Source organism: Streptomyces sp. NPDC051578 (genome assembly GCF_044454045.1).
Classification (GTDB): Bacteria; Actinomycetota; Actinomycetes; order Streptomycetales; family Streptomycetaceae; genus Streptomyces.
The window spans coordinates 26,506-38,236 of record NZ_JBITDH010000014.1 but is presented as its reverse complement, the minus strand read 5'-3'; the positions used below and the strand labels follow the sequence as shown (position 1 = coordinate 38,236).

15 protein-coding genes are annotated in these 11,731 nt (G+C 72.3%); 7 read left to right on the top strand and 8 right to left on the bottom strand.

What is annotated here, in order from left to right:
* Window positions 1-210: 210 nt before the first annotated feature.
* From ACIA6C_RS31590 to ACIA6C_RS31575, 4 genes are all read left to right on the top strand, one after another.
* The gene (locus ACIA6C_RS31590; protein ID WP_399281059.1) at window positions 211-1,821 is read left to right on the top strand and encodes an FAD-dependent oxidoreductase; all 1,611 of its coding nucleotides are present in this window, start codon (window positions 211-213) and stop codon (window positions 1,819-1,821) included.
* A gap of 32 nt (window positions 1,822-1,853) precedes the next feature.
* Entirely contained in the window at window positions 1,854-1,940 is an 87-nt protein-coding gene (locus tag ACIA6C_RS31585; protein ID WP_361132002.1) for a putative leader peptide, read from the top strand.
* A gap of 93 nt (window positions 1,941-2,033) precedes the next feature.
* Window positions 2,034-2,588, top strand: a complete 555-nt coding sequence (locus tag ACIA6C_RS31580; protein WP_399281057.1) for a cysteine dioxygenase — start codon at window positions 2,034-2,036, stop codon at window positions 2,586-2,588.
* Entirely contained in the window at window positions 2,585-2,995 is a 411-nt protein-coding gene (locus tag ACIA6C_RS31575) for a rhodanese-like domain-containing protein (protein ID WP_399281055.1), read from the top strand. Before ACIA6C_RS31580 ends, ACIA6C_RS31575 begins: the two co-directional genes overlap by 4 nt.
* A gap of 40 nt (window positions 2,996-3,035) precedes the next feature.
* On the opposite strand, the gene recX is transcribed toward ACIA6C_RS31575, so the two are convergent.
* The 4 genes from recX to ACIA6C_RS31555 form a co-directional block, all read right to left on the bottom strand.
* Entirely contained in the window at window positions 3,036-3,593 is a 558-nt protein-coding gene (gene recX / locus ACIA6C_RS31570; protein ID WP_361131218.1) for a recombination regulator RecX, read from the bottom strand.
* A gap of 3 nt (window positions 3,594-3,596) precedes the next feature.
* Window positions 3,597-4,703: a recombinase RecA gene (recA, locus tag ACIA6C_RS31565; RefSeq protein WP_361131215.1), complete on the bottom strand. Its 1,107-nt coding sequence runs from the start codon at window positions 4,701-4,703 to the stop codon at window positions 3,597-3,599.
* 223 nt (window positions 4,704-4,926) lie between these two features.
* Window positions 4,927-5,463: a hypothetical protein gene (locus tag ACIA6C_RS31560; protein WP_361131213.1), complete on the bottom strand. Its 537-nt coding sequence runs from the start codon at window positions 5,461-5,463 to the stop codon at window positions 4,927-4,929.
* Between the two features lie 160 nt (window positions 5,464-5,623).
* Window positions 5,624-6,487 carry a serine protease gene (locus tag ACIA6C_RS31555; RefSeq protein ID WP_399281052.1) on the bottom strand — a complete coding sequence of 288 codons (864 nt, stop codon included), beginning with the start codon at window positions 6,485-6,487 and terminating at the stop codon, window positions 5,624-5,626.
* Between the two features lie 338 nt (window positions 6,488-6,825).
* On the opposite strand from ACIA6C_RS31555, the gene ACIA6C_RS31550 reads away from it, so the two are divergent.
* Both ACIA6C_RS31550 and ACIA6C_RS31545 read left to right on the top strand, forming a co-directional pair.
* Window positions 6,826-7,251 carry a hypothetical protein gene (locus ACIA6C_RS31550; protein WP_399281050.1) on the top strand — a complete coding sequence of 142 codons (426 nt, stop codon included), beginning with the start codon at window positions 6,826-6,828 and terminating at the stop codon, window positions 7,249-7,251.
* A gap of 121 nt (window positions 7,252-7,372) precedes the next feature.
* A complete protein-coding gene (locus ACIA6C_RS31545; protein ID WP_399281048.1) occupies window positions 7,373-8,149 on the top strand; it encodes a Clp protease N-terminal domain-containing protein in 777 nt (258 codons plus the stop codon).
* Here ACIA6C_RS31545 and ACIA6C_RS31540 read toward each other — a convergent pair.
* Both ACIA6C_RS31540 and ACIA6C_RS31535 read right to left on the bottom strand, forming a co-directional pair.
* The gene (locus tag ACIA6C_RS31540) at window positions 8,103-9,227 is read right to left on the bottom strand and encodes an AI-2E family transporter (protein ID WP_399281127.1); all 1,125 of its coding nucleotides are present in this window, start codon (window positions 9,225-9,227) and stop codon (window positions 8,103-8,105) included. The two genes, ACIA6C_RS31545 and ACIA6C_RS31540, sit on opposite strands and share 47 nt — an antisense overlap.
* 276 nt (window positions 9,228-9,503) lie before the next feature.
* Window positions 9,504-9,698 carry a DUF3046 domain-containing protein gene (locus tag ACIA6C_RS31535; protein WP_399281046.1) on the bottom strand — a complete coding sequence of 65 codons (195 nt, stop codon included), beginning with the start codon at window positions 9,696-9,698 and terminating at the stop codon, window positions 9,504-9,506.
* An 80-nt stretch (window positions 9,699-9,778) separates the two neighbouring features.
* On the opposite strand from ACIA6C_RS31535, the gene ACIA6C_RS31530 reads away from it, so the two are divergent.
* Window positions 9,779-10,708, top strand: a complete 930-nt coding sequence (locus ACIA6C_RS31530) for a hypothetical protein (RefSeq protein WP_399281044.1) — start codon at window positions 9,779-9,781, stop codon at window positions 10,706-10,708.
* Here the strand turns inward: ACIA6C_RS31530 and ACIA6C_RS31525 are convergent.
* Window positions 10,705-11,013 carry an AzlD domain-containing protein gene (locus ACIA6C_RS31525; RefSeq protein ID WP_399281042.1) on the bottom strand — a complete coding sequence of 103 codons (309 nt, stop codon included), beginning with the start codon at window positions 11,011-11,013 and terminating at the stop codon, window positions 10,705-10,707. The two genes, ACIA6C_RS31530 and ACIA6C_RS31525, sit on opposite strands and share 4 nt — an antisense overlap.
* Window positions 11,010-11,708, bottom strand: coding sequence for an AzlC family ABC transporter permease (locus tag ACIA6C_RS31520; RefSeq protein ID WP_399281040.1), 699 nt, complete (start codon window positions 11,706-11,708; stop codon window positions 11,010-11,012). The genes ACIA6C_RS31525 and ACIA6C_RS31520 overlap by 4 nt, the downstream gene beginning before the upstream one ends.
* Between the last annotated feature and the right edge of the window lie 23 nt (window positions 11,709-11,731).

Here is an 11,731-nt window from a genome sequence, read left to right as displayed (position 1 = left end):
GGTCTTTTTTGTGACCACCCCCTCGTTATTTTTTTTTTTTGTGTGTTTTTTTTTTTTTTTTTTTTTTTTTTTGGGGTGTGGGGGGGGGGGGGCGCCCCCCCCCCCCCCCCCCACCACACAGTGCTGTCCGGACCGGTGTCACTTGACGCAGGCACTTCCAGTCGGTTGCATACGTTGTGTGATCACATACCGGACATCGGGAGCCGCATCATGGACCCGGTGATCGTCGTCGGCGCGGGGCCCGTCGGGCTGTCCCTGTCCCTCGCCCTGGCCGGCCAGGGCGTGCCCTCCGTCGTACTGGACGAAGGGCCCGGCAAGGACGAGCCCCGGCCGGCCCGTTCCGTCGTGCTGCACGCCGACACCGCCTCCATGGCCCACCGGCTGGGCTGTACGACACTGCGCGACGAAGGGGCGTACTACGCGGCCTGGCGCACGATGCGGCGGGGCCGGGACTCGCAGCGGATCACCTTCGAGGACCAACCGGCGCCGCTGCACCTGCCGCAGCACGCCCTGACGCGCGGCCTGCGGGACGCCGCCGCCACCCACCCGCTGGTCCGGCTGATCGCCGACACCCGGCTGGACGCCCTGGAGCAGGACGGCCGCGGGGTCACCGCCCACACCCGGGGCGCCGAGACCACCTGGTGGCGCGGGAGCCACCTCGTGGGCTGCGACGGGGCCCGCTCGACCGTACGCAAGCTGCTCGGCATCCGCTTCCCCGGCCGGACCGCGGTCGAACGGCACGCCGTGGCCGCGCTGCGCACCGAACTGCCGTGGCCCGGCGAGGCCTTGCTGCACCGCGGCGCGACGGGCGAGGTCACCGCCCGGCCGCTGCCCGACGGGGTGTGGCGGCTGGACTGGCTGCTCCCGCCGCGCGGGGGGCTCGTCACCCCCGACGCGCTCGTGACCCTCATCCGGGACACCCTGGCGGCGTGGTGCGGGGGCACGACGCCCCCGTACGACCTGATCGACACCGGCGTGCACACCGTGCACCACCGCCTCGCCCGGCGCTGGCGCGACGGCCGGGCCTTCCTCGCCGGGGACGCGGCGCACCTGCTGGGCGCGCTCGGCACCCAGGGGGTCGAGGAGGGGCTTCGGGACGCGGAGAACCTGGCCTGGAAGCTCGCGCTGGACTGGCACCAGGGAGCTTCCGAGGCACTACTGGACAGCTACGAGGACGAGCGGCGCCGGGCGGTCGCGGCCCGCCTGCGCGTCGCCGACCAGGCGCTGCCCGCCCTGCGCGGCGGGGGCGGACTGCGCACCTACCTTCCCGGAGCGGCGCGTTCGGCGGAGGGCCTGCTCACCGACGGCCACCTCGGCCGGGGCGCGCTGGGCGGGGAGCCGGCGTACGCCCCGCCCGTGGCCGTGCGGGAAGTGCCGACCGCCACCGAACCCGGCGGTCCCGTGGCGAACGTACCGGTGACCGCGCCCGACGGGTCGACGGTGCCACTGAGGGACATGCTGGGGCGGGGCCGGCTGCTGGTGCTCCTGGTCGCCCCCGGCACCGGGGTGTGGGACCGGAGGCACTGGCTGGGCGCCGGACTGATGCCCCGGCTCGCGGCGGCCGTGAGCGCCCTTCCCGTCCGGGCGGAACTCCTGGTGGCCGACGGCTATCCGGGGGCCCCGGCGCACACCGTGCTGCTGGTGCGCCCCGACGGCCACCTCGCGGCGACCTTCGCCGGGGTGCGTCCGGCGGAGCTGTACGAGGCGGCCGACGCCGTCCGCTGCGGCGCCCCGGCTCGGGCGGAGGGCGCCGCGTTCACGCCCGAGGGCACCTCTCCGCTCAAGGAGACGTCCATCACCCCCACGGGGGTGATCGATTGACCCTTTTCCCGTCCCGTGCTTCACTCACGGGCATGACCGGCAGCGACGTACGCCTGTGGCGGAGGGTTCACATGGACCTGCTCCGCTACGCGGGCTGCGTGTGTCGCCCCTCCTGCTGATTCGCCCCTTCCTTCGCGCCGCCCCGTAGTCCCGTGTCCTTCCCGGGACCGGCGGCGCGCACCCCCGCGAACTCCCAGGACGGTCATTCCCCCATGTCTGCGCCCACGCACGCGCCCGCCCCCGTCTCCGCCCCGGCCCCTGCCCGTGGCTCCGCCGCACCGACGACGGCCGAGCTGCTCGCCTTCGTGCTCCGCACCGCGGCCGACCCCGAACTCGTCGCCTCGCTCCCCCTCGACCCGCAAGGGCGTACCTGGATCCGGCTGGACGGTCCCGGTGGCAGCGAGGCCTGGCTGATCGGCTGGCCCCCCGGCACCGGCACCGGCTGGCACGACCACGCCGAGTCGCTGGGCGCGTTCGCCACCGCCCGCGGGAAGCTCACCGAGCACTCGCTCGCCGTCCGCCTTCCCTCGGAGGGCTGGCGGAGCCTGGAACTGGCGCCGGACGTGGACCGCGGCCGCCGTGTCCCGGCGGGCGCGGGGCGGGGTTTCGGTGAACACCACGTGCACGAGGTGCTCAACGAGTCGAGGACCGAGCACGCCGTCTCGGTGCACGCGTACTATCCGCCGCTCCCGCTGATCCGCCGCTACAGCCGCACCGGCCCGGTGCTCAGGCTGGAGCACGTCGAGCGTCCGGCGGACTGGCAGTGAGCGCCGCGCCACAGGGCATCGACGCCCTCGTCGACCGGCTCCGTACGACGTACGCGCGCGTCTCGCCGGACGAGGCGTACGCCGCGTCGCTGGAAGGGGCGCTGCTGGTCGACATCCGCTACCAGGCGCTGCGCGAGCGGGACGGGGTGATCCCGGGCGCGGTGGTCGTCGAGCGCAACGAGCTGGAGTGGCGCCTGGATCCGCTGGGCTCCCACCGCCTCCCCGAAGCCACCGGCCACGGCCTGCGGGTGGTGGTGATCTGCAACGAGGGCTACGCCTCGACGCTGGCCGCGGCCTCCCTGCACGCGCTGGGCCTCGACCGCGCGACCGACCTGACGGGCGGCTTCCAAGCCTGGAAGTCGGCCGGCCTGCCCGTCACCCCGGCGGGCACCGGCGCGGGTCCCTGACTCCCGGGCCCCGCGGAGGGGGACGCGGCTGCCCCGGGGCTCAGCCCTCGGGGTAGCCCTCCCCGTTCTCGCCCTCGGTTTCCAGCGCGCGGCGGACCACCCGCAGGGCCATGCCCTCCGGGTATCCCTTGCGCGCCAGCATCCCGGCGAGGCGGCGGATCCGCTTGTCCCGCTCAAGACCCCGGGTCGCCCGGAGCTTGCGCTCCACGAGCTCCCGGGCCGTCTGCTCCTCCTGCTCGGAGTCCAGCTGCTCCAAGGCCTCCTGCACGAGGGTGGCGTGGACCCCCTTGGTCCGCAGCTCCTGGGCGAGCGCCCGACGGGCCAGGCCCCGGCCTCGGTGGCGGGACTCGACCCAGGCGCCGGCGAAGGCGGCGTCATCGATCAGGCCCACCTCCTCGTACCGGGAGAGGACCTCCTGCGACACCTCCTCGGGGATGCCGCGCTTCTCCAGGGCGTCCGCGAGCTGCCGCCGGGTACGCGGCATCCCGGTGAGCAGACGCAGGCAGATCGCCCGCGCCTGCTCTTCGGGACTCTGGGGCGGCAGCTCCTGACGGCCCTCCCGGCCGCTCTCCCCGCCGCCCCTTTCCTGCTCCCGCACGGATCAGCTCTTGGCCACGGCGGCCTTGGCCGTCGTCTTGGCCTTCGCCGCCGGAGCGGGCACGGCCGAGGCGTCGGCCGGCGCGTCGGCAGCTGCTTCCGCGACAGCGTCCTTGCGCACGCCGACGCCCAGCTTCTCCTTGATCTTCCGCTCGATCTCGTTGGCGAGGTCCGGGTTGTCCTTGAGGAAGTTGCGGGCGTTCTCCTTGCCCTGGCCCAGCTGGTCGCCCTCGTACGTGTACCAGGCACCGGCCTTGCGCACGAAGCCGTGCTCCACGCCCATGTCGATCAGACCGCCCTCGCGGCTGATGCCCTGGCCGTAGAGGATGTCGAACTCGGCCTGCTTGAAGGGCGGCGCGACCTTGTTCTTGACGACCTTGACGCGGGTACGGTTGCCGACCGCGTCGGTGCCGTCCTTGAGGGTCTCGATGCGGCGGATGTCCAGGCGCACGGAGGCGTAGAACTTGAGCGCGCGGCCACCGGTGGTGGTTTCGGGCGAGCCGAACATCACACCGATCTTCTCGCGGAGCTGGTTGATGAAGATCGCGGTGGTCTTCGACTGGTTGAGCGCACCGGTGATCTTACGGAGCGCCTGGCTCATCAGACGGGCCTGGAGACCCACGTGCGAGTCGCCCATCTCGCCCTCGATCTCGGCGCGGGGCACGAGCGCCGCGACGGAGTCGATGACGATCAGGTCGAGCGCGCCGGAGCGGACGAGCATGTCCACGATCTCCAGCGCCTGCTCGCCGGTGTCCGGCTGCGACAGGATGAGGTTGTCGGTGTCGACGCCGAGCGCCTTCGCGTATTCGGGGTCGAGCGCGTGCTCGGCGTCCACGAAGGCGACGGTGCCGCCGGCCTTCTGCGCGTTGGCGACGGCGTGCAGGGTCAAGGTCGTCTTACCGGAGGACTCCGGTCCGTACACCTCGATCACACGGCCGCGGGGCAGCCCGCCGACGCCGAGCGCGATGTCCAGCGCGGTCGACCCGGTGGGGATGACCTCGATGGGGTCGTTCGGCTTGTCGCCGAGGCGCATGACCGCACCCTTGCCGAATTGCCGTTCAATCTGTGCGAGCGCGGCGTCGAGAGCCTTCTCGCGGTCGGTGCCTGCCATGGGTTCCACCCGGTTTGCTTGAGTCGATCGCTTCACGCCATTGACGCTAACGCCTGCCACTGACAATGCGCTCCCACGCCCGGTTCGGCTGTGGATAACCCATGAGAATGGGTGTTCGATTTTCCTGTCAAGCCAACCCGCCGCCAGGGGGCCGACCAGGGCCGGGGCGATGCGGACGCTGTCCGTCCGCGGGCCCGTCGCGCCGGCCGGCCCGCTGCCGGTGTCAGTCCTGGTTCGCGCCGGCCAGAGCCTGGGTGATCACGCGGGTGGCGAAGTCGCGGTCGTCGGTGAGCCGGTTGATGTGCTCCGCGAGCAGCAGGGCCGTGGCCTCCAGCGCGTTCATCTCGTCCCCGGTCCAGTCCCCGTACTGCTTCCGCCACAGGTTGGGGCTGAGGCCGGTGGCGGCCGCGACGACCAGGCCGGCCATGGTGGGGATGACCTCGGAGCGGATGCTCTTGGGCATCATGCGCATCGAGGCCACGAAGCCGGGCACCACGTACTCGATGACGTCCCGGTCGTGCTTCTCGTAAGCCATCCGCAGCCACTGCGTGAACATGTAGATGAGCGTGCACGTGCCGTCCACCAGGGCATCGGCTTCCTCGCGGTCCAACGATGCCGTGAACTGGTCGATCAGCCGCTGCTGTTCGGGGTCGGCCGTGTCCTTGCCCTCGTAGACGGTTCTGAGCCGCGAGTCGATCACCATGAGGGCCGTACCCACATCGCCGGCGGGAGCGTACTGGGAGTCGCAGGGCGATGGCACAGGATTCCTCCTCGGGTGACCGGGTGACCGTGGGCAACGCGGCGTGTCCGTACAGTAGCCCGCCGAGGAGGGGTCGGGCCGGGTGAATCCGGACGGGGGTCGCCGGCGACGCGCGACGCCGCCCCCGCCGCGGGAGGGCGGCGGGGGCGGCGGCCGGCGGTTACGGCTTGGGAAGGGTGCAGCCGGGGCGGCTGAGGTCGATCTTGTTGCCGGTGCCTATGCAGGGGACGATGATGTAGGTCTCCTGGGCGTAGTTGATGCCTTCGCGGACCGTGACCACGCCGTTCTCGTCCACCTCGCACGGGTTGTTGTCCGTGCAGCGTCCGCCGTCCTCGTTACCCGTGTTGTTCACGGCGACGACCTTGCCGGTCGTGGTGTCGATCACCGGCGAACCGGAGGTGCCGCCGATGGTGTTGCACGACGAGGTGTAGCGGACCGAGTCCTTCCAGGTCCAGGAACCTTCCTTGAGGCGGTAGGCGAACCCGTCGACGTTGCAGCTGTAGGTCCGCTTCCAGTAGCCCGAGACGACCTTGATGGGCGTTCCCTGCACCGGGTGCGCGTCGTTGAGGGTCAGCGCGCTGATGCCGTACTGGCTCTGGATCTGCGCGTACGTCGAAGTCAGCTGGTAGATCGAGATGTCGGTGTCGGTCATGGTCGCGTACGCGACCTTGCTCGCCCGCAACGTCGCCACCTTGGTGCCGCTCGCGCCGAGCAGCGAGAACGACCGGGTGGACCGCTGGTCCTTGATGACCTGGCCGGGCTCCGGGAAGCCCGTCTCCAGGCAGTGCCCGTTGGACAGCACGAGCGCGGGGTCGTTCGGCTGCGAGCCGGGCGCGCGCACGACGGAGCCGGAGCAGTTGCTGAGCGCGACCGTTCCCGCGTAGGTGACCGTGACGGCCTGTGCGGCCCGCTCCCGCGAGGGAGCCGGCGCGGCCGCCTCCCGGGGTACGGAGGCCACGGCCGGTGCCGCTCCCGCTCCGATCAGCAGCAAGGAGAGCACGGCGCCGGCGAGAGGCTTGTTCATGTGGGGGTTCCCCTCTGGTGACGATGCAACCGAAGATCCTCCGGTTGTCATGCGCATTGTTGGGACCTCGCGCCCAACCCACAAGAGGGCATGGCCGGTTGGGGAAACCCGCTATCACCGCGGCCGTGGACCGGCCGCTGGCCGGAATCACACGCCGACGTTCCCCCACACCGCCCCCAACTGCCCCAACGGGCCCATCCGGTGACGAACGTGAACGGGCGCGGCATAACCGCCCCCATGGGTCCGCGGCCGGACCCCGGCCCCCAACTCCCCCACGTCCATCGGTACTCTGCGGTGCCCCCGAAGACCGAGGGCGCTCATTCCGCTTTGGAGGAACCATGGCCATCAAGAAGGCCACGATCCAGCAGCAGGTGGCCGACGCCATCGCCCAGATCAACCCGGCAGACCGGCCCATCGTCACGATCCAGGCCATCGCCGGCCCCAGCGTCTGGCTGATGAGCATGCTCGGCCTGATCGGCCAGATGTTCCTCACCTACTACTTCGTCACCGTGACCGAGCAGGCCGTGGTCCTCCACAAGGCGAGCCGGATGAGCAACCGGCCGCAGGAGATCGTCTTCGCCATACCGCCGGCCCAGGCCGTCGGCGCGGTCACCGAGGTCAAGCGCAACGCCGTCTGGAGTTCGTTCCGCTTCCAGCTCCCGGGCCAGGAGAAGCCGACCCGGATGAACGTGCACCGGCTCTGGCGCACCGAGATGGACCAGGTCATCGGACTCCTGACGAACCAGTCCCAGCCGGTCGCCTGACCCGGCCGCGACGGTGGCCGGATCCCGCCCTCCGGACGGGACCCGGCCGCCGGACACCCTCCCCACAGCGACTGACAACCTGCGGTTGACACCCTCTCGACTGTCAACCTACGGTTGCACCATGACGAACCCTTCCGTGGAACCCGTTCGCATGCCCAGTCCGGTACGCCTCGACGACCTGATCGAGGCGATCAAGAAGGTCCACCCCGACACCCTGGAGCAGCTCAGCGGAGCCGTCGTCGCCGCCGAGCACCTCGGTGACGTCGCGGACCACCTCATCGGCCACTTCGTCGACCAGGCCCGCCGCTCCGGCGCCTCCTGGACCGACATCGGCCGCAGCATGGGCGTCACCCGCCAGGCCGCCCAGAAGCGCTTCGTCCCCAAGGCCGACAAGGCCGGGGCCGACGGCGGCGAGGGCGCCGAGGCCGACGCCGGCCAGGGCTTCGCCCGCTTCACCCCCCGCGCCCGCGGCGTCGTCGTGGCCTCGCAGAACGAGGCCCGCGCCGCCGGGAACACGGAGATCCGCACAGAACACCTGGTGCTCGGCCTGCTCGCCGAGCCCGAGGGGCTCGCCGCGCGCGTCCTGAGCGGGCAGCACGTCAGCGAGGACGCCGTACGCGCCGCCGCCACCGCGCTCCTGCCCGAGCCCGTCGACGCGGCCGAGCTGCCGGCCCTGACCCCCTTCGACGCCGGGGCGAAGAAGGCCCTGGAGCTCACCTTCCGCGAGGCCCTGCGCCTGGGCCACCCCTACGTCGGCACCGAGCACATCCTGCTCGCCCTCCTCGAACTCGAAAACGGGCAGGGCGTCCTCAGCGGCCTCGGCCTGGAGAAGGGTGCCGTCGAGGCGGCCGTCACCGACGCCCTGGCGGCCGTCGTCGAAGGGATGCGGGCGCAGTAGCGGAGTCGGCGCCGGCGCCCCGCCCCGCGCCGTCGGGCGTGTCGGCGCCCTCCGTCAGCTCGTAGCGCTTCACGTACGCGCCGAGGAAGGCCTGGAGCGTGGCGACGGCCGGGATCGCGATGAGCGCACCTACCGCTCCCAGCAGTGCGGTGCCCGCGATGACCGAGCCGAAGGCGACCGCCGGATGGATGTCCACCGTCTTCGCGGTGAGCTTGGGCTGGAGCACGTAGTTCTCGAACTGCTGGTAGACCACCACGAACCCGAGTACGTACAGCGCGTACCAGGGATCGACCGTGAAGGCGATCAGCATGGGCAGCGCGCCCGCCAGATAGGTGCCGATGGTGGGGACGAACTGCGACACCAGGCCGACCCACACCGCGAGCGCGGGCGCGTACGGCACCTGGAGGACGGCGAACACCACGTAGTGGGCGACGCCGGAGATCAGTGCCATCAGCCCGCGCGAGTAGAGGTACCCGCCCGTCTTCGCGACGGCGATCTCCCAGGCGCGCAGCACCTCCGACTGCTTGGCGGGCGGCAGTACGGAGCACAGCGCGCGCCGCAGCCGCGGCCCGTCGGCGGCGAAGTAGAAGGAGAACAGCCCGACGGTCAGCAGTTTGAACAGGCCGCCGAGCACGGTGGCGGACACGTCGAGCACTCCGCTGGCGCTGTTGCGCACGTACTTCTGCAGCCAGTCCGAGTGCAGCAGACTGTCCTGGATCTCCAGCCGGGACAGATCGGTGTGGAACGTCGTGTTGACCGATCTGATCACGGAGTCGAGGGTGCGCGGGAAGCCCTCCACCATGTCGACGATCTGACCGGCGAGCATCGAGCCGAGCAGGGCCACGAATCCGGCGGCCGCGACGAATACCCCGAGGAAGACCAGGAAGGTGGCGAGCCCGCGGCGCATTCCGCGGGCCGCCATCCGGGACACGGCGGGCTCGACCGCGAGCGCGAGGAAGAAGGCGATCAGGATGTTGACGAGCAGCCCGATCAGCTGGTGGAAGGCCCAGCTGCCGAGCTGGAAACAGGCGACGAGGGCCAGTACGAGGATCACCGCGCGCGGCAGCCAGCGCGGCATCCGGGCCTGGGCCGTTCCCGGGGCCACCGCTCCCGCACCCGTCACCGGCCGGGCGGGCCGGTCGGCGTGCTCCGGCCGGTCTGTGTGTCCGGGCCGGTCGGCGGATTCGGGCCGCTGTGCGGATTCGAGCTGATCTGCGTGTTCGGGGTGATCTGCGGGTTCGTGGTGATCAGGGTATTCGCCCTGCTCGGGCCGTCCGGGTGTCGTCTCTTCAGTCGCTGCCACGCACCCCAGTCTGACCCACCCCTTGACGCAGCGGTCCCGCCGGGCTCCGGGTCAGCGCAGCGAGGCGGGCACCTCCATCGCCGAACACACCGCGCGCCACACGTCCTTGGCCTCCCAGCCCGCTTCCAGCGCCTGGTGGACGGTGCGTCCGCCGAGCTCCGTCATGACGTGGTCCCGCGCGAAGGAGTCCGCGTAGGCCGCCCCGAAGTACTCGGCCATCCGCTCCCAGAAAATCGTCAACCGCATGACATCAGTATCGCGCCCCGGAGAGTGCACCGGCCGCGTTCGCACCCCCGGCCCCGCATCCGGCGCCCTACGGTTCCCGCATGCCCGCAGACGAAGCCCAGCCGGCCGCGACGACCCCGCTCGCCCGCGCCGAGCGGTTCATCTGGCTCACGGCGCGGGTGCTGGAGCAGCGCCGGTTCGCGTTCCACTTCCTCGGCGGCGACGCCGACGGGGTGGACGCCGCCCTCGGGGCGTACCTGGGCGCCGACGGCGGCTACGGGCACGCGCTCGACCCGGATCTGCGCGGACCGCTGAGCCAGCCGCTGCACGCCGCGTACGCCCTGCGGGTGCTGGACGCCCTCGGCCGCTGCGGGGGGCGGCGGGTGGAGCGGCTCTGCGGACACCTGGCCGCGGTCTCCACCTCCGACGGCGCCCTCCCGGTGGTGTCACCCGGCCCGGCCGGCCACCCGGCCGCCCGGTACCACCCGGTGCACGACGATCCGCCGGGCGCGCTGCTGACCACCGGCCCGGTCGTCGGCGCCCTGCACCACAACCGGGTCTGGCACGCGTGGCTGTTCCGGGCCACGGAGTTCTGCTGGGACCGCGTCGAGACGCCGCGCCACTGGCACCCGTACGAGGTCCGCGGCGCGGTGGCGTTCCTCGACGGCGTCCCCGACCGCGGCCGGGCCGCGGCGGCCGCCGACCGGCTGGGGCGGCTGGTGCGCGAGCAGCACCTCGTGGTGCTGGACCCGGCGCCCCGTACCGGGGGCCCGACGGCTCCCGGGGACGCGCCGGGCGAGGAGCTGTACCCGTACGACGTCGCGCGCCGCCCGGAGTCGTGCGCGCGCGGCTGGTTCACGGACGCGGAGATGGGCCGGTCCCTGGACTTCCTCGCCGCCCGGCAGCAGCCCGACGGGGGCTGGCCGGCGGCCCGGCCGGCCTGGGCCGCGGGCAGCCCCCTGGAGCGGCGCCCGATCGCCACCCTGGAGGCGCTCCTGACGCTCCGCGCCTACGGGCGCGCGCTCGCCTAGCCCGTGACGGCGCGCAGGCCCGCGGTGACGAGGACTGCGACGCCGACCACGACGAGGAATGGGGCCCTCAGCAGCAGTGCGACGGCGGCGGCGGCCAGCCCGGCGGCGCGGGCGTCGAGGACCAGCTCGTGGCCGGTGCTGAACGTCTGCTGGGCGGTGAGGGCGGCGAGCAGTGCGACGGGCAGCAGCGCGGAGAGCCTGCGCACGGCCGGCCGCTCCAGCGCTCCGGCGGGAACGAGCAGTCCGGCGAGCTTGACGGCGTAGCAGCCGACGACGGTCAGCCCGATGGCGATCCAGACGTTCATGAGCGGCGTCCCTTCATCCACAGCACGACGGGAGCGGCCAGCGCCGCGATCAGCACGGGCACCCCGGAGGGCAGTACGGGCAGCAGGCCGAGCCCCAGGACGGGCGCGAGGGCGGCGACGGCCCGCTCGGTGGGGCCCTTCACCATCGGTGCGAGCAGGGCGAGGAAGACGGCGGGACCGGCGGCGTCCAGTCCCCACGCGCTGGTGTCGCCGATCGCCTCGGCGCCGAGCGCGCCGAGCAGGGTGGTGAGGTTCCACAGCACGTACAGGGTCAGCCCGGTCACGGTGAACCCGAGCCGCGCCGACGTGCGCGCCGGCTGGGCGAGGGCGACGGCGGTCGTCTCGTCGATGACCCAGTGCGCGGCGAGCGGCCGGAGCGCCTTGGGGAGGGCGAGCAGCTGGGACAGCCGCAGCCCGTAGAAGGCGTTGCGGGTGCCGAGGAAGAAGGCCCCGGCGGCGGCGGTGAACGGGTTGCCGCCCGCGGCGAGCGCGCCGACCAGCGCGAACTGCGAGGCGCCGGTGAAGACGAGCAGGCTCAGCACACAGGCCTGGAGCACGCTGACACCGGACCCGGCGGCGGTCACTCCGAACGCGAATCCCGACAGGCCGACGGCCACCCCGACGCCGAGTCCGTCCCGTATGACGGCGCTGCGCGGCCGCTCGACGACCCCCTGGGGGGTCTCTCGTATCACCATCTGATGTTCTCCCACGCCCTGAC